We start from the raw sequence: 16,915 nt of genomic DNA, 5'->3' as shown, positions 1-16,915 counted from the left end.
TGGCATGACGCCGACGCCGGACAGCCTGCCCGACGATCTCGAAGCCCTGCGCGCAGCGCTGGCGGCAGAGCAACTGGCCCGGCGCGAGGCCGAGGCACGTGCCTGCGGGGCCGAGACGATGGTGGCCCATCTCAAGCTGCTGATCGCCAGGCTCAGGCACGATAGGTTTGGCGCCTCCTCCGAGCGCGGCCGCAAGCTGCTCGACCAGTTGGAACTGGAACTCGACGAGGTGGTCACGGCCGCCAGCGAGCAGGCCACAAAGGCCGAGACCGCCCCCGGCCAGCGGTCCGGCCCACCCGGCCGCAAGCCCGTCCGTGCCCCGCTGCCGGCGCATCTGCCGCGCGAGCGGGTGGTGATCGCGGCCCCGTCGGCCTGTCCCTGCTGCGGCGGCAGGCTGGCCAAGCTCGGCGAGGATGTCACGGAGACGCTGGAGGTGGTGCCGCGCCAGTGGAAGGTGATCCAGACCGTGCGCGAGCGGTTCTCCTGCCGATCCTGCGAGAGCATCACCCAGCCGCCGGCGCCGTTCCACCCGATCGCTCGCGGTCGTGCCGGACCGAACCTGCTGGCGATGATCCTGGAGGCGAAATTCGGCCAGCACCTGCCGCTGAACCGCCAGAGCGAAAGCTATGGCCGCGAGGGGATCGAGCTCAGCGTATCGACGCTGGCCGACTGGGTCGGCACCTGCACCGCCATGCTGGCGCCCCTGGTGACGCTGATCGACGCCCACGTTCTGGCCGGGCCGCGATTGCATGGCGACGACACCACGGTGCCGCTGCTGGCCAAGGGCAGGACCGTCACGGCGCGGCTCTGGACTTATGTGCGTGACGACCGGCCCTTTGCCGGCCCGGCACCGCCGGCGGCGATGTTCCGCTATTCGTGCGACCGCACGGCCGAGCACCCGAACCGGCACCTGGCGGGCTACGCCGGGATCCTGCAGGCGGATGCCTATGCCGGGTTCAACGACCTCTACGTGCCGGGGCGCAGGCCGGGCCCGGTGACGGAGGCGGCCTGCTGGGCGCATGGCCGGCGCAAGCTGTTCAATCTGGCCGAGGTCGCCCGGGCGCCGCTGGCCGCCGAGGCGGTGCGACGGATCGACGCGATCTTTGACGCCGAGCGCGCCATCAATGGCCTGCCGGCCGACCAGCGCCTGGCCGAGCGCCAGAAGCATATCGCGCCGTTGGTCGCAGACCTCGAAGCCTGGATGCGTGAGACCCGCGCCAGGCTGTCGCGGCACAATGATCTGGCCAAGGCGATGGACTACATGCTGAAGCGCTGGGACGCGTTCACGCGCATCCTCGGCGATGGCCGGATTTGCCTGACCAACAACGCCGCCGAGCGCGCCCTGCGTGGCATCGCGCTCGGGCGGAAGTCGTGGCTGTTCGCCGGCTCCGATCGCGGCGGGGAGCGCGCCGCGGCGATGTACTCGCTCATCGTCACCGCCAAGCTCAACGATGTGGATCCGCGCGCCTGGCTGGCCGACGTGCTCGTCAGGATCGCCGACCACCCGGCCTCCCGGCTGGACGAATTGCTGCCCTGGAACTGGAAGGGCGACCAGGCCAAAGACGCCGCTGCCGCCTGACAGCCAGCCCGCCGTGGCCCTCGGCGGATGCTTACGTCCAGGTCGGCGAAGCGCCGGCCCTGCAGCACCTCCACATCCAGCGTGCGGTGGAACCGCTCGTCCTTGCCTTGGGTCTGCGGATGCCGCGGCCGCCCATGCAGGGTCGCCACGCCCAGCCGCATCAGCCAGACCTCGAAGGCGCTGCGCTGCACCGCCAGCCTGCCGGTATGGCCCGTGGCGCCCCAGGGTGAGCCATTGTCGCACAGGATGGCGCCGGGCAGGCCATAGCGGCGGAACAGCGCGGTCAGCCGACCCTGGACCTCGATCAGCGTCTCGCCAGCACAGGCGGCGATGCCCAGGGCGTAGCGCGAATGATCGTCCAGCACGGTCAGCGGGTGGCAGCGCCGGCTGCCGGCCGGGATGTGGCCCTTGAAGTCCATCTGCCACAGCTCGTTCGGGGCTGGGCGTTCAAAGCGGGTCAGGGCGCGATGCCGCTCGGCCTCGATCGGGTCGATCTGGCCGGCACGGCGCAGCACCTGCGTCACCGTCGATGGCGCCGGCACCCCCTCCACGCCCAGGTCGCGCAGCCGCCGCGCCAGCTTGCGCCCGCCCCAGCGCGGGTGCGCCGCGCGCAGGGCAAGCAGCTGCGCCTCGATCTCGGGCGCCACCCGCCTGGGGCTGTCGTGCGGCCGGCGCGAGCGCTCCACGAGGCCCGCATCGCCAACCTCGCGGTGACGCCGCAACAGGGTGAAACCGCTCTGCCGGCTGATGCCAAAGCGACGGCATAACGCCGCCACGCTGACATCGCCGACGCTGGCCAGACGGACGAACTCCCGACGGGTGTCGATCACAGATAACGCCTTCCAGGGCATCGTCCCTCTCCCGAGAAACCAAGCCCAAAAGCGTCAAGCATGTCTCCGAACAGGCGTCAGGGATGTCTCCGGTCTGAACAAGCATGGAGATCATCACCGGCGTCGATCGTCGGCGGCGCTGGCGTCTCGAGGATAAGCTGCGGATAGTTTCTGAGGTGGAGCGCTCTGGTGCGTGCTTTGCCGATGTTGCTCGGCGGCACGAGGTCAGCAGGGGCTTGCTGTGGTTGTGGCGGGACCGGGTACGCCGCGGCGTTATGGCGGCCGATGCATCGGCGATGTTCGTGCCTGTACAGGTCACGGCGAGCCTGCCCGCCACTGTCGCCGCCGCGCCGGCTGCAACGGAAGCGCCGCCCACGCCGGGCAGCTCGAATGGCAGCGCGGCAACCAGCCTTATCGAGATTGCGCTGCCGGAAGGCACGGTGATCCGTGTTGGTGAGGACATCGGCACGGTCGCGCTGCGTCGCATCCTGGCGGCGCTGCGCGGATGATCCCGGTCCCTTCCGGCGTGCGGGTCTGGCTGGCGGTCGGCCACACCGACATGCGTCGCGGCATCAACGGCCTGGCGTTGCAGGTGCAGCAGGCCCTTGGGCGCGATCCCCATGCCGGTGATCTCTACGTGTTCCGCGGACGCCGTGGCGACCTGGTGAAAATCGTCTGGCATGACGGGCTCGGCATGTCGCTCTATGCGAAACGCCTGGAACGCGGCCGGTTTATTTGGCCTTCGCCGGCGGATGGGTCAGTCGCGATCTCGGGCGCGCAGCTGGCCTATATGCTCGACGGAATCGACTGGCGAAACCCGCAGCGGAGCTGGCGGCCGGAGGTCGCGGGATAGATCAACGCCGCGGCACATTTCGACTATCTGCCGCAGGCGGCCTGTGATTCCATCATCGGCATGACGCCGCCGCCGGACAGCCTGCCCGATGATGTCGACACGCTGCGCGCAGCGCTGGCGGCAGAGCAACTGGCCCGGCGCGAGGCCGAGGCACGTGCCTCCGGTGCCGAGACGATGGTGACGCATCTGAAGCTGCTGATCGCAGGCTCAGGCACGACAGGTTTGGCGCCTCCTCCGAGCGCGGCCGCAAGCTGCTCGACCAGTTGGAACTGGAACTCGACGAGGTGGTCACGGCCGCCAGCGAAGAGACCGCCAAGGCCGAGGCCGTCCCCGGCCAGCGGTTTGGCGTATCCGGCCGCAAGCCCGTGCGGGGCCCGCTGCCGGCGCATCTGCCGCGCGAGCGGGTGGTGATCGCGGCCCCGTCGGCCTGTCCCTGCTGCGGCGGCAGGCTCGCCAAGCTGGGCGAGGACATCACCGAGACGCTGGAGGTGGTGCCGCGCCAGTGGAAGGTGATCCAGACCGTCCGCGAGCGGTTCTCCTGTCGATCCTGTGAGAGCATCACCCAGCCACCGGCACCGTTCCACCCGATCGCCCGCGGTCGTGCCGGGCCGAACCTGCTGGCGATGATCCTGGAGGCGAAATTCGGCCAGCACCTGCCGCTGAACCGCCAGAGCGAGAGCTATGGCCGCGAGGGCATCGAGCTCAGCGTCTCGACGCTGGCCGATTTGGTCGGCACCTGCACCGCCATGCTGGCGCCCCTGGTGACGCTGATCGACGCTCATGTCCTGGCGGGGTCGCGATTGCATGGCGATGACACCACGGTGCCGCTGCTGGCCAAGGGCAGGACCGTCACGGCGTGGCTATGGACCTATGTGCGCGACGACCGGCCCTTTGTCGGTCCGGCGCCGCCGGCGGCGAAGTTCCGCTATTCGTGCGACCGCACGGCCGAGCACCCGAACCGGCACCTGGCAGGCTACGCCAGGATCCTGAAGGCGGATGCCTATGGCGGGTTCAACGACCTCTATGTGGCGGGGCGGGTGCCTGGGCCGATCGCCGAGGCGGCGTGCTGGGCGCATGGCCGGTGCAAGCTGTTCAATCTGGCCGAGGTCGCCCGGGCGCCGCTGGCCGCCGAGGCGGTGCGACGGATCGACGCGATATTCGACGCCGAGCGCGCGATCAACGGTCTACCGGCCAAGGAGCGCGTGGCCGTCCGGCTGCAGCACGTGGCGCCACTGGTCGCAGACCTCGAAGCGTGGATGCGTGAGACCAGGGCCAGGCTGTCGCGGCACAATGATCTGGCCAAGGCGATGGACTACATGCTGAAGCGCTGGGACGCGTTCACACGCATCCTGGGCGAGGGCCGGATTTGCCTGACCAACAACGCGGCGGAACGCGCCCTGCGGGGCATCGCGCTCGGAAGAAAGTCGTGGTTGTTTGCCGGATCGGACCGTGGTGGCGAGCGGGCCGCGGCGATGTATTCGCTCATCGTCACTGCCAAGGTACCCATCCGGCGAGGGCCGCCTACCGCGATTTGGCTGAGCCTGTCTTTTGCTCTTACGGGCGTTCTTTCGAGCGCCGTTAAGGGCGGAGGCTGGGTTTCGGGATGGAGATCATCACGGGCGTCGAGCGACGGCGCCGCTGGCGGGCTGAGGAGAAACTGCGGATCCTGGCCGAGTTGGACGAACCCGGTGCCATGTTCAACGAGGTGGCGCGTCGGAACGATGTCAGCCGTGGCTTGCTGTGGCAGTGGCGCGACGCGCGGCGGCGCGGCAGGCTTGCGGGAAATGTCGCGGCGTTCGTCCCGCTGCGCGTTGTGCCCGAGTTGGCGGAACCGGCATCACCGACGGCTTGCCCGCATGCTGACGGCGAGACGGACGACCGCATCGAGATCGTGCTGTCCGACGGCACCGCGCTGCGCGTGACCGACCGGATCAGCACCACAGCGCTGCGTCGCATCCTGGCGGCGCTGCGCGGATGATCCCGGTTCCCTCCGGCGTGCGGGTCTGGCTGGCAGTTGGCCATACCGACATGCGCCGAGGCATGAACGGCCTGGCGCTACAGGTGCAGCAGGCCCTTGGGCGCGATCCCCATGCCGGTGATCTCTACGTGTTTCGCGGACGCCGCGGCGACCTGGTGAAAATCGTCTGGCATGACGGGCTCGGCATGTCGCTCTACGCGAAACGCCTGGAACGCGGCCGGTTCATCTGGCCTTCGCCGGCGGATGGGTCAGTCGCGATTTCTGGCGCGCAGCTGGCCTATATGCTGGACGGAATCGACTGGCGAAATCCGCAACGGACATGGCGGCCGGAGGCCGCAGGATAGATCAGCGCCGCGACGAATTTCGACTACCTGCCGCACGCGGTCTGTGATTCCATCATCGGCATGACGCCGCCGCCGGACAGACTGCCCGATGATGTCGACGCCCTGCGCGCAGCGCTGGCGGCAGAGCAACTGGCGCGGCGCGAGGCCGAGGCACGTGCCTGCGGGGCCGAGACGATGGTGGCCCACCTGAAGCTGCTGATCGCCAAGCTCAGGCATGACAGGTTCGGCGCCTCCTCCGAGCGCGGCCGCAAGCTGCTCGACCAGTTGGAACTGGAACTCGACGAGGTGGTCACGGCCGCCAGCGAGGAGGCTACAAAGGCCGAGACCGCCCCCGGCCAACGGTCCAGCCCATCCGGCCGCAAGCCCGTGCGGGGCCCGCTGCCGGCGCATCTGCCGCGCGAGCGGGTGGTGATCGCGGCCCCGTCGGTCTGTCCCTGCTGCGGCGGCCGGCTGGCCAGGCTGGGCGAGGACATCACCGAGACGCTGGAGGTGGTGCCGCGCCAGTGGAAGGTGATCCAGACGGTGCGGGAGAAGTTCTCCTGCCGATCCTGCGAGGCCATCACCCAGCCGCCGGCGCCGTTCCACCCGATCGCCCGCGGCCGTGCCGGGCCGAACCTGCTGGCCATGATTATGGAGGCGAAATTCGGCCAGCACCTGCCGCTGAACCGCCAGAGCGAGGTCTATGGCCGCGAGGGCATCGAGCTCAGCGTCTCGACCCTTGCCGACTGGGTTGGCACCTGCACCGCCATGCTGGCGCCCCTGGTGACGCTGATCGACGCCCACGTGCTGGCGGCCGGGCGATTGCATGGCGATGACACCACGGTGCCGCTGCTGGCCAAGGGCAGGACCGTCACGGCGCGGCTCTGGACCTATGTGCGCGACGACCGGCCTTTTGCCGGCCCGGCCCCGCCGGCGGCGATGTTTCGCTATTCGCGCGACCGCACGGCGGAGCACCCGAACCGACACCTGGCAGACTACGCCGGGATCCTGCAGGCGGATGCCTATGCCGGGTTCAACGCCCTCTATGTGGCGGGGCGAGCGCCTGGCCAGATCACCGAGGCCGCCTGCTGGGCGCATGGCCGGCGCAAGCTGTTCAATCTGGCCGAGGTCGCCCGGGCGCCGCTGGCCGCCGAGGCGGTGCGACGGATCGATCTGATCTTTGATTCCGAGCGCGCGATCAACGGTCTACCGGCCAAGGAGCGCCTGGCCGTCCGGCTGCAGCACGTGGCGCCACTGGTCGCGGACCTCGAAGGCTGGATGCGCCAGATCCGCGCCAGGCTGTCGCGGCACAATGATCTGGCCAAGGCGATGGACTACATGCTGAAGCGCTGGGACGCATTCACGCGGTTCCTCAGTGATGGCCAGATTTGCCTGACCAACAACGCCGCCGAGCGCGCCTTGCGTGGCATCGCCCTGGGCAGAAAATCATGGCTGTTCGCGGGCTCGGATCGCGGCGGGGAGCGCGCCGCGGCGATCTACTCGCTCATCGTCACCGCCAAGCTCAACGATGTGGATCCGCGGGCCTGGCTGGCCGACGTGCTCGCCCGGATCGCCGACCACCCGGCCTCCCGCCTGGACGAATTGCTGCCCTGGAACTGGAAGGGCGACCAAGCCAAAGACGCCGCTGCCGCCTGATCCTCACCGCGCCGCGGCCTTCGGCGGATGCTTACCTGCCAAGCTCAACGACGTGGATCCGCGCGCATGGCTCGCCGACGTGTTGGCCGGGATTGCAGACCATCCGGCCTCGCGGTTGGTCGAATTGCTGCCCTGGAGCTGGAAGGGCGATCAGGCCAAAGACGCCGCTGCCGCCTGACCCTTACCGGGCCGAGGCCCTCGGCGGATGCTTACGTTCCTGGGTGAACCGCGATCGCTTAATCGTCCGTCTCCTGTCGACGAACTCTACTTCAAAGCGGGGACATCCCAGGGGGCAGGGTCAAAGGCCAGCATTAAGGCCTTCCATTATCTCGATCTTGAAAGCTTCAGGATCTACGTCTTGGGGGTCGTGCCGGCCTACAACTTCGCCAAGCATTTCAAGGTCCTTAGAGGGAAAACGCCCTTCGAAGCCGTTTGCATGCCTGGACCAACACGCCTGACATCTTCAAACTCAACCCGCGTGACCTCATCCCGGGACCAAACACCTAGCTAAGGAACGGCGTCATAGGAGAAGCTGCAGCCGACCAGAACTTCGGTTGGAGCGTACACCTCTCCGCTGCCTCGCGGGCGTCCTTGCTCTGACAGGAGGTGGAGATTTTTGCGGGCGCGCGAGCAGATCACATAGAGCAGCTTGTTGGCGGTCGCGATTTGGTCGGGGTCGCTGAAATGGGGAACCATTCCCTCCAATAGGCCATAGGCGATCACGGCATCATACTCGGCCCCCTTCACGCCGTGGATCGTTGAGACTGTGGTGCCCGTCTTGCTGGCGAACACCTTCCGGAACATTGCGGTCTCGCCGATGGCAGCTGAGCCTTCCTTCTGAAGGCGTTCGATCCGACGCTGGGAGCTCTCGAAGAAGGCTTGATAGTGCTCAAAGAGAGGCTCGGACGCCCGAAAGTCGAGTTCGATCGCCTCGAACAGCGCATCGAAGAACGCCGCCAGGAATTTGAGCCCATCGGTCTCAGCGATGGAAATGCTGTTGCATTCCCTCAGTAGCCTCTTTCGGGAGAGCTGCGAGATATCGACGCCGGCGTCGGCGAGACCCGCCAGCACCTCGCCGGCCCAACGGATGCGACGGACGTAGAGTTGGGGCGAGGCTTCCGTGAGGATAATCCGTGAAAGCTTGTACCAGAAATTGTCGATGTCCCGGGCGAACGGGACCATGCCCGGCCCATCGAAACTGTACTCCGGCAGGGCCGCGACCAGTCGGCGGGTCATGCTCGCCAGATGGACCCACCAGGGGGCCACGATACAGATCTCGTTCGGCGCGATCCCGACGACCTCGATGTTGTAACGGATCAGGCGCACCAGCTCCGCCTCCAAACCTTCCCGGCTGGTCGCCTGGTCGAAGGAGATCAGGCTTGGAAAGTCCTTGTGCTTGCCTTCAGCCTGAATCTTCGAGGCGTAGAGACTGAAATTCCCGAAGTACTCTACGATCCGTTCGGACGACCGGTAGTTGAGCGAGAGTTCCATCTCCCTGAAGGTCAGGCCGGATTGTTGGCCGAAGTCCGCAGCGGTGATCGCATAGCCGCCCAGTGATCCATAAATCGCTTGATTGGGGTCACCGACGATGAAGGCCGTCGCCTTGCCGTCGCTGGCCTTCAGGATGGCGGCGAGGATCGCGTACTGGATTTCTTTGGTGTCTTGGAATTCGTCGACCAGGACGGAGGAGAACAGCGAGCCCAGCAGCACACTGATGGAGGGAACCTCGGCGATGAGCTTGTACGCGTAGGACAGAATGAGCTCGAAATCGACCTGGCGATCCCGGCGGAGATTGGCCCAGTATTTCTCAAGAAGTTCGCCGACTGCAGCTTTCTTGAAGCTGCTCGGGGTCGTCAGTACATATCCAGTAGGGGTGAAATAATGGCCGCAATCGAAGGCGTTGAGTCTCAAGGCCGCTTGTTTGCAAAGCTCATCGTGCATGCGCTCGGTGTCGTACGCGTTGATGACTCGGAAGCCGTGTTTGAGAGCGTCATGGTAGATGGCGTAAGGCCTCAGGATCCACTCCAAGCAAAACGCGTGGATGGTCCCGATCCAGAGTTGGCTCGTATCGACGCCCAGCTGCTCGATGCGTTCGTGAATCTCGTCGGCCGCCCGGTGGGTGTAGGTGATGGCCACTACCCGCTGTTTGTCGGACTGCAGCTCGGAAAGCTGCCGGGCGATCTTGTAGGTTAGGGTTCGTGTCTTACCGCTGCCTGGGCAGGCGACGAGAAATACGTTGCCCGGCTGCACCACAGCGGCGACCTGCTCGGGGTTTAGGTCGTCCTTGTCCCAGACGAACATCCTAGAGAGCCGCAAAAATGGCGTTGATCTCGTCTGCGGGAAACGCCGTCAACATCGCCGCTCGAACCCCATCGAAATCGAGCTCGCCACGCCGGTATCGCTCGATGTTCGCCCTCATGTCGGAGACGGCCTGGGCGCCGAACTGGCTGGAAGCTGCGATGTGGCTCAGGCGATAGGCCAAGATGCTGGTGCACACCTCGGGCGTCACCGGGAGGTAGGCGGCGAACACTGCGTCGAGGATGTAGTCTGGGATTATCGTATGTTGATCGATCATCTTTCCCAGCAGGATGGCGAACCACCCCTTGCCGACGTTGTCGGCCATCGTGAGTACCCGCTTGCCGAAGGCCGCGATGTCGGCGGACTCAAGCTCCGCCTTCGCGACAGCGATCGTAGCTGTATCCTTATAGACGTCGTTCAGGATGGCCACGACCTTGGTGCTGTTGCCGGCCGCGACGAAATCCACTTCGAACGTGTGGGGCGCGTAGTGCGCCGACAGCCATTTGTTGCCCTTGCACAGGGCGCCGAGCGTCGCTTCGCGGGACAGTCCGACAGACTGAGACTTGAGGGCCTTTTCCTTAGCCTTCCGGATCGCGTCAGTATCCAGCCGGTCGGGCGTGGTGTCGAAAAACGCCGAATCTCGGTCGGTGATGATCGCGCAGAGCTTACGGATGCGACGATCGTGGAACAGCACCGCAATATTCTGAAAGCCCGTGCTCCGGATATTGACCAGGCTGACGCCGAGTTCGTCTAGGCTGAGACCCAGCACCTTCTTGATGAGGATCGGGATCAGGATTTCTTCGGCGTCGCCTTCGACGAGGACGACGCTCTTGGCGAACAGCAGATTGCTACGCACCGCATCCAGATAGCGCTGGATGTTGCCGACCTCTCCGGGCGTCAGGCCGACCGAAGGCTGGAATACCTCGCAGCGGCCGTCCCGGCGTCCGAGGATGTTGATGTTCTCGACATTGCTGACCTCGGAGATGTGGGTAGAGTGGGTGGAATAGATCACTTGGGTGTCAGCGTAGTTGAGCCGGTCGAACAGCGTCTTTTGGATATGGGTGTGGATGTGGGCTTCAGGCTCTTCGATCAGCAGAAAGTTAGCGAACGATTGCTTGACCTTCTGATACTTGAACTCGAGCAGCTTGAGCGTCAGATAAATCAGGTTGGCCCCGCCCAGGCTGAGCTCGTGGATGGCGCCTTCGTAGGTTTCGTCTGACTCTCCGACGAACAGCTTTAAAGACTGAAAAAGTCGGTCGGCCTCGTCCGAGAGGTCGGATTTAATCGACAGGGACCGTGGCGAGTAGGTCTCCCCGGCGGCGTCGGTGATCGTCTCGCGAATGTCCGCGCGAATGGCGCCTACATCGGGCAGGCCCTCGATTGCCTCATTTAAATTCTTGACCAGCGTAGTGATGGGCTGGAACGCACCTGGGTCGATCTCTCCGCTCTTGCTCTTGAGCAGCGTCAGCAACGGGTTAGTGCGGTTGTTCTGGAAATCCGAGACCACGTCCCGCAGGGCCTGGACGAAGGTGAAGCAGACCTCTCGCGAGATCGAGAGCATACCGGGGATCGCCCCGCCGATATCGGGATTGGAGAGCTCGTCCGGGAAATGCACCGCGTCAAAGTCGCCGACCAGGGCCTTGTAGACGACCGGATCTGAGAAGTCGGCTGCGCTCTTGCCGGTGAAGATAGTCTCGTAGTCATCCAGGCTGATGGTCGCACGTAGGGTCGCCAAGCCCTCACTATCGCCGGCCTCGAGTTCGGACAGCTTGCGGCGGACCGCGGGCTTCGGGCGGAAGATGAGGTTGTAGGTCGCCTTGCCGACCACGCCGCCGGCGATATTCCCCGTTCCATGCAGAAATAGGGATTGAATCGCCTCGTCCTGGGAGACGTCGTCGAACTCCAGGCTGATGATGATCCAATGGCCGCGCCAGTCGCCTACGCCGCGGTGGAAATCCTTCTCGTCCAGGCGGTAGGACATTCGAAGGAGGGTGTCGTCCAGGAGGAGGCGCATCGCCCGGAAGAGGTTTGTTTTGCCTGACCCGTTCTCGCCTATGATCGTATTGACGCCCTTGTTGAAGCGGACGTTCGCGCGCTCGAAGTTCCTGTAGTTTACGAGCTGTAGCTTCGAGATATGCATGGTTCCCTCGGCCGATTGACGTCTTCGGCTTTTGTTGTTTGCTTCTCACAGCCGATCCGAGAACCGATTGTAGGCCATTATCTTGTGCTCAAGGAACTCGATCCCCCGCTTGTAAATTTCACCGCGCAGGTAGGCAAGCTCGGTCTCTCTAGCGTGATCCTCGACGTCGATCTACCGAGCTCGCGGACTGAAAATGCTATCTCCATTCCAGCGGTAGCCCCGCGCCTTCAATGTATCCTTGAGATCGAACGGCGAGTTTTCCGCTCAGATACGCCAACTCGGCCGGCGAGCCTGGTCCAGAAGCTGGACACCTCCAAAAACCCTGATTCGCGTCGCATTCTGAGGGCGGCGCAGATGCCTCACGGTGGCGATGCTGTGTGGGTGCGGCACGGCGGCAGATCGCCTGAGGAGGTGCTGGCCCTCGATACCGAGGTTGTAGCGATGCGCGGCGCGCATCCAGGCGGGCAGCTGCGCGGTGTCGAGCTGCCCGCCCACGCGCAGGCGGAGAGCACGCCTCGTATGAGAACTGGCGGATCGGGAGGGATTCGAACCGAAGCCACGTCGGCGAGAGCTCGCTGGATTGCGTTCTTGTTCGGGCGGCCAGTTCCCGCTCGACTTCCTCTTTGCCGCAAGCATTGCTGTCCGACGGCAGGATGGGGAAGGCCGCCCCACCAACACACCCGGGCGGACCCCGGGGTTGCGGTCGTGGGGGCGCCGCCATGGGGGCAGGGCACCCCGGAGAGCCATCCCGATGACCCGCACCACCTCCACCCTCACGGTTGCCCAGATGCTGGTGCTGACCAGCGCCCGGCAGCGCCCGGACCTTATGATTCTGCCGTTACCAGCCAGCCTGCGCGCGCGCGGCGCTAGCCAGCACCGCCTCCTCACATCCCTGCTGACACGCGGTCTCGTGGCCGAACAGCCGAACGACGATCCGGCGCGCAGCTGGCGCAACGGCGACCAGGGCCAGCACCATGCGCTGCGTCTGACCGAGGCTGGCATTCGCGCCGCCGGGAGCGTGATCGCGCCCGCGGTACCGATCCCCGAGGAGCCAATTAGGCAGATTAGCAGGCCGCCCGAACCGGGACAGGCTTCTACGCCGCCCACTTCGGCCCAAGGCGAGGCTCGTCCCGGTGGCAAGCTCGGCCAAATCCTGGACGCCGTTGCCGCGGGTCAGGGGGCCACTCTGGTCGATCTGATAGCCCTGACGGGCTGGCAGCCGCACACCACCCGCGCGGCGTTGACTCGGCTCCGCCAGCGTGGCTTCGCCCTGCGCCTGGTCGCGGAGGGCGGGCAGAAAGCCTATCGGCTCGCCTCGACCGAGGCGATCTGAGCCCGTGCACGACTCTCGCAAGGGCAAGGCCGGCGACCTCGACGTCCAGCTGGCTCACATGGATCGGCAGGATGTGGCGCAACTCCGCGCCGAATGGCAGCGGCTCTATCGCGCTATCCCAGCCGTCCGGATCAGTCGCGACCTGTTGATCCGCGGCATTGCACATCGGTTGCAGGAGGTTGCCTTGGGCGGCCTCTCACCCCGCCTGCAACGCCGGTTGGCTTCTGTTATAATGGCAAACGGCAAGGAGGGTGGCGGCGCCATCCCGCCAATCACGACCCGCCTCAAACCCGGCACCACCCTCGTCCGGGCCTGGCACGGGCAGACGCACACGATCCAGGTCCTGCCGGATGGCTTCGAGCACCACGGCCAGCGCTACGCTTCGCTGTCCCACATCGCCAAGGTCATCACCGGCGCCCATTGGTCCGGGCCGCGGTTCTTCGGTCTAGGGGCGCGACCCGCCCCACCGCGCGGTGGTCCTGGAGTGGCCAATGCGCAGCTCCGGTAAGCCCAGTGGCGCGCGTCCCAGCACGACCAAGCGTTGCGCCATCTACACCCGAAAGTCTTCTGAGGAAGGCTTGGAACAGGCCTTCAACTCCCTAGACGCCCAGCGCGAGGCCTGTGAGGCTTATATCCGCAGCCAACGTCACGAGGGCTGGGTGCTGGTGCCGGCCTTCTACGATGATGGAGGTATCTCTGGCGGCACCCTCGAACGTCCTGCGTTGCGGCAGCTGCTCGCCGACATCCGTACCCGACAGGTCGACCTCGTGGTGGTCTATAAGGTGGATCGGCTGACCCGGTCGCTGGCCGATTTTGCCAAGATCGTCGACGTCTTCGACGCCCACCAGGCGAGCTTCGTGTCGGTAACCCAGCAGTTCAACACCACCACCAGCATGGGCCGACTCACCCTGAACATGCTGCTCTCCTTTGCCCAGTTCGAGCGCGAGGTTACGGGTGAGCGGATTCGCGACAAGGTCGCCGCCTCCAAACGCAAGGGCATGTGGATGGGGGGCACCGTGCCGCTCGGATACGATGTCCAGGATCGCAAGCTGGTCGTGAATGAGGCCGAAGCCGCCACCGTCCAGCACATCTATCGCCGCTATCTCGAACTGAGGTCTGTGCGGGTGCTGCAGGAGCAGCTGGCCAGTGAGGGCATCCGCAGCAAGCTCCGCTCTGCCGCCATGGCCAAAATGCGTGGGGGACGGCGGCTGGAGCGAGGCGCGCTTTATCTGATCCTGCAGAACCGGCTGTATCGCGGAGAAGTCCATCATCAGGGCAAGAGCTATCCAGGCGAGCATCCCGCCATCATCGATGCGGCGCTGTGGGAGGAGGTGCAGCAGCACCTGGCGGCGAACCGCGCGGCGCAAAGCTCCGGCCGTCGGGCTCAGAACCCGAGCCTACTGGCCGGGCTGGTGCAGGATGAGGCAGGCTGCCGGCTGGTGCCGACGCATGCGGTGAAGGGCGATCGACGGTATCGCTACTACGTCTCGAAGCCCGCAGCGTCCGACGAGCAGGAGGTTGATCGCACAGCCATCCGTGTCCCGGCGGGTGATTTGGACCGGCTGGTGGCGGATCGGGTGCGGGAGCTCCTGGCCGATCGTGGTGATGTCTTTCAATTGATCAGTCGCGCCACGACAGACGGCCTGGAGCAGCGGCGGCTCCTCGATGCTGCGGCAAATCTGGCGAGGGCTTGGACAGAGCAGCCAGTCAGCGACCGGCGGGCAATCCTGCAACGGCTGCTGGGCAAGGTTGTGGTGCAGCCGGAGCAGGTCGAGCTCCATTTGCATCCTGGCCAGCTGATGCAGCTGCTTGCAGGCAAGCCAGACGGCTCACCCGTAGAGATCGACCCGCCCTCGATAATCATCGCCGTCCCGATCACGCTCAAGCGAGCCGGTCTGGAGATGCGGCTGGTGATCGATGGTGCGGGCTTTGGGCCGGAGCCCGATCGGACCTTGATCCGGCTGATTGCCCGCGCTCAGGCGATGCGGGACAGGATGCTGGCCGAGGCCATTGGCATCAATGAATTGGCTCAACGAGAGGGGGTGACCAGCTCCTATGCCTCGCGCATCGTTCGGCTTGGCTTTCTCGCCCCCGACCTCATCGCGGCTATTCTCGAGGGACGTCAGCCGCTTGGGCTGACTGCGAACAAGCTGATGCAGGACAGCCGTCTGCCGGTTACCTGGACTGAGCAGAGAATCGCCCTCGGATTTCACTGACGCCGCACAGGCCTACCGAACGCTGAGAACGGGCTTCGCTAGTCGGCGGGGCCCGTCTCGATTGTGGTCGGCTGCAATCCCGTACGCACCGGCGCAACTGCCGCACGAGAACGGGTACTACGGAAAAGGGGCCTGTGAGACGGTGGGCTAGTGTGGCGCCCGAATCTGGGAATAAGAGCGTCTCTCATGTCAGGTTCGGCGCAAGCCATTCGCGGAAGGCCGCAGGAAACCGCCAGTTTCCGAGGCCAGGGCGGAGAGACGATAAGATAGTAAAATCAATAAGAGATGTCTGGCGGATGAGGTGGGATTCGAACCCACGATACGCTTTCACGTATACACACTTTCCAGGCGTGCGCCTTCGACCGCTCGGCCACCCATCCCACGAAGTCGCCGCTATAGAGAACCATGCCCGCCGCGGCAACCGCCCCGCCGCAACAAAGCTGCAGGGCAGCACCGGGCCGTCAGCGCAGCCTACTTGCGATTGCCGCGGCCTTGGCCCGCACCATCATTCGGGTCGCTATCCGTCACGCCTGTACGGCGCCCCCGTCCATTGCCCGCACCATCATTGGGGTCGCTGTCGGTGATACCGGTGCTGCGGCGCCCTCGGCCATTGCCGGCGGCATCATTCGGGTCGCTGTCGGTGACGCCGGTGCTGCGGCGGCCGCGGCCATTGCCGGCCCCATCATTCGGATCGCTGTCGGTGATGCCGGTGCCACGACGGCCGCGGCCGTTGCCCACGCCATCATTCGGGTCGCTATCGGTGACGCCCGTGCCGCGTCGACCGCGGCCATTGCCCACGCCATCATTCGGGTCGCTGTCGGTGACACCCGTGCCGCGACCGCTCTTGCTCCCTTGCGCCAGGGCCGGCACGACCGGTGCCACCACAGCGCCAACGGTCGCGACCCGCAGCATCAAAAGGCGCCGTTTCAGGCGGGACGTCTCGGCGGGATCGGACATTGCGTTCCTCAAACTTTCGCTGGCGGTTGCTGGCGAAGCATGCTCCCGCCGCGGCGATGCTGCGCGCAAGAGGAACAGCGCTTGATATAGTAACTGTTCCTGATATGTTCTCATCACGACAACCGGCGGATGAAAAACATGTCACAATCCTGCGTCCACGACGCCACGCCTGGCTCCAAACGACCAGCATGGAGGACGACCGCCGGCAGCAGGCGGGCAGCCCAGCTTACGGCGGCGCTGCGTGAAGCCATGCTGGCAGGGACGCTCGGCCTGCTGTTCGCATGGTCGATCGCCGAGGCCGCCGTTCAGGCGCTGAACTGAACAACCCAGACGTGGCCCGCCCCGGCCTGGCTCACCAACCGCCATCGGGCACCTGCGCGGCATGTGGCGCGATCTGATTTCGGCCCAAGAAGGGACGCATACACAAAATCGACGGCATCGCTCGTCGTGGCCGCCTGACCGCCAGTTTTGCATGAGGCATTCAAAAGGCGCGTCGCGGCGGACGCGGCATCCCGCACCCTGCCAGGCTGCTGGCCGCAAGCGCCCTTTGCCGACCTTCCGCCTCCTCCCGGCGCTGGCCCAGGCGGTATTGGATAGAAGTGGGCCATGCCTGGTGCCGACCGGGCCCCAGCCTGACCGCATCAAGTGGATGACGCATGGATCCCCTGCGCCCGACGCCATTGGTCGCCACGCCCCGCAGCCAGGAGCCCTGTCCCGAGGCATTCCAGCCCGCGGCTCCTGTCGGTGCTGGC

The 16,915-nt window shown here is 65.6% G+C and carries 14 protein-coding genes, 1 tRNA gene and 2 pseudogenes; 12 read left to right on the top strand and 5 right to left on the bottom strand.

Annotated elements, in window-relative coordinates; genetic code table 11:
- The first annotated feature begins 4 nt into the window (after nt 1–4).
- On the top strand, nt 5–1,579 hold the full coding sequence (gene tnpC, locus ACQW02_RS12490) for an IS66 family transposase (protein ID WP_431282955.1): 1,575 nt from the start codon (nt 5–7) through the stop codon (nt 1,577–1,579).
- Between the two features lie 128 nt (nt 1,580–1,707).
- On the opposite strand, the pseudogene ACQW02_RS12485 reads toward tnpC (ACQW02_RS12490), so the two are convergent.
- Nucleotides 1,708–2,430 (bottom strand): annotated as a pseudogene (locus ACQW02_RS12485) (helix-turn-helix domain-containing protein); the annotation flags it as partial.
- A gap of 83 nt (nt 2,431–2,513) precedes the next feature.
- Here ACQW02_RS12485 and tnpA (ACQW02_RS12480) point away from each other — a divergent pair.
- From tnpA (ACQW02_RS12480) to ACQW02_RS12450, 7 genes and pseudogenes are all read left to right on the top strand, one after another.
- On the top strand, nt 2,514–2,918 hold the full coding sequence (gene tnpA / locus ACQW02_RS12480; RefSeq protein ID WP_431285566.1) for an IS66-like element accessory protein TnpA: 405 nt from the start codon (nt 2,514–2,516) through the stop codon (nt 2,916–2,918).
- On the top strand, nt 2,915–3,262 hold the full coding sequence (gene tnpB, locus ACQW02_RS12475) for an IS66 family insertion sequence element accessory protein TnpB (protein WP_431285565.1): 348 nt from the start codon (nt 2,915–2,917) through the stop codon (nt 3,260–3,262). The genes tnpA (ACQW02_RS12480) and tnpB (ACQW02_RS12475) overlap by 4 nt, the downstream gene beginning before the upstream one ends.
- A gap of 60 nt (nt 3,263–3,322) precedes the next feature.
- Nucleotides 3,323–4,764 (top strand): annotated as a pseudogene (tnpC, locus tag ACQW02_RS12470) (IS66 family transposase); the annotation flags it as partial.
- 101 nt (nt 4,765–4,865) lie between these two features.
- Complete coding sequence (tnpA, locus tag ACQW02_RS12465; protein ID WP_431281664.1) at nt 4,866–5,240, top strand: IS66-like element accessory protein TnpA; 375 nt, start codon at nt 4,866–4,868, stop codon at nt 5,238–5,240.
- The gene (gene tnpB, locus ACQW02_RS12460; RefSeq protein ID WP_431285015.1) at nt 5,237–5,584 is read left to right on the top strand and encodes an IS66 family insertion sequence element accessory protein TnpB; all 348 of its coding nucleotides are present in this window, start codon (nt 5,237–5,239) and stop codon (nt 5,582–5,584) included. The genes tnpA (ACQW02_RS12465) and tnpB (ACQW02_RS12460) overlap by 4 nt, the downstream gene beginning before the upstream one ends.
- A gap of 60 nt (nt 5,585–5,644) precedes the next feature.
- Entirely contained in the window at nt 5,645–7,219 is a 1,575-nt protein-coding gene (tnpC, locus tag ACQW02_RS12455) for an IS66 family transposase (RefSeq protein ID WP_431285014.1), read from the top strand.
- Between the two features lie 52 nt (nt 7,220–7,271).
- A complete protein-coding gene (locus ACQW02_RS12450; protein ID WP_431285564.1) occupies nt 7,272–7,397 on the top strand; it encodes a transposase domain-containing protein in 126 nt (41 codons plus the stop codon).
- A gap of 329 nt (nt 7,398–7,726) precedes the next feature.
- Here the strand turns inward: ACQW02_RS12450 and ACQW02_RS12445 are convergent, their stop codons facing one another.
- Both ACQW02_RS12445 and ACQW02_RS12440 read right to left on the bottom strand, forming a co-directional pair.
- Complete coding sequence (locus tag ACQW02_RS12445) at nt 7,727–9,520, bottom strand: UvrD-helicase domain-containing protein (RefSeq protein WP_431285563.1); 1,794 nt, start codon at nt 9,518–9,520, stop codon at nt 7,727–7,729.
- A gap of 1 nt (nt 9,521) precedes the next feature.
- The gene (locus tag ACQW02_RS12440) at nt 9,522–11,657 is read right to left on the bottom strand and encodes an AAA family ATPase (RefSeq protein ID WP_431285562.1); all 2,136 of its coding nucleotides are present in this window, start codon (nt 11,655–11,657) and stop codon (nt 9,522–9,524) included.
- A 751-nt stretch (nt 11,658–12,408) separates the two neighbouring features.
- Between ACQW02_RS12440 and ACQW02_RS12435 the strand changes: the two genes are divergently transcribed.
- Genes ACQW02_RS12435 through ACQW02_RS12425 form a run of 3 tightly spaced genes read left to right on the top strand, consistent with a single transcriptional unit; the run spans nt 12,409 to nt 15,206 of the window.
- Nucleotides 12,409–12,990 carry a DUF3489 domain-containing protein gene (locus ACQW02_RS12435; RefSeq protein WP_431285561.1) on the top strand — a complete coding sequence of 194 codons (582 nt, stop codon included), beginning with the start codon at nt 12,409–12,411 and terminating at the stop codon, nt 12,988–12,990.
- A 4-nt stretch (nt 12,991–12,994) separates the two neighbouring features.
- Nucleotides 12,995–13,498, top strand: a complete 504-nt coding sequence (locus ACQW02_RS12430; protein ID WP_431285560.1) for a DUF2924 domain-containing protein — start codon at nt 12,995–12,997, stop codon at nt 13,496–13,498.
- Nucleotides 13,482–15,206 (top strand): recombinase family protein, encoded by a 1,725-nt coding sequence (locus ACQW02_RS12425; protein ID WP_431285559.1) that lies wholly within the window; start codon nt 13,482–13,484, stop codon nt 15,204–15,206. The genes ACQW02_RS12430 and ACQW02_RS12425 overlap by 17 nt, the downstream gene beginning before the upstream one ends.
- Before the next feature lie 290 nt (nt 15,207–15,496).
- Here ACQW02_RS12425 and ACQW02_RS12420 read toward each other — a convergent pair.
- Both ACQW02_RS12420 and ACQW02_RS12415 read right to left on the bottom strand, forming a co-directional pair.
- Nucleotides 15,497–15,586, bottom strand: a tRNA-Ser gene (locus ACQW02_RS12420).
- 91 nt (nt 15,587–15,677) lie between these two features.
- Nucleotides 15,678–16,163 (bottom strand): hypothetical protein, encoded by a 486-nt coding sequence (locus ACQW02_RS12415; RefSeq protein ID WP_431285558.1) that lies wholly within the window; start codon nt 16,161–16,163, stop codon nt 15,678–15,680.
- A 138-nt stretch (nt 16,164–16,301) separates the two neighbouring features.
- Here ACQW02_RS12415 and ACQW02_RS12410 point away from each other — a divergent pair, with 138 nt between their 5' ends.
- On the top strand, nt 16,302–16,484 hold the full coding sequence (locus tag ACQW02_RS12410) for a hypothetical protein (protein WP_431285557.1): 183 nt from the start codon (nt 16,302–16,304) through the stop codon (nt 16,482–16,484).
- The last annotated feature ends 431 nt before the right edge of the window (nt 16,485–16,915 follow it).

Origin of the sequence: Humitalea sp. 24SJ18S-53, assembly GCF_050632385.1 — a bacterium.
Lineage (GTDB): Bacteria > Pseudomonadota > Alphaproteobacteria > Acetobacterales > Acetobacteraceae > Humitalea.
The sequence above is the reverse complement of the archived record's forward strand: the minus strand, read 5'-3'. Positions and strand labels throughout refer to the sequence as shown.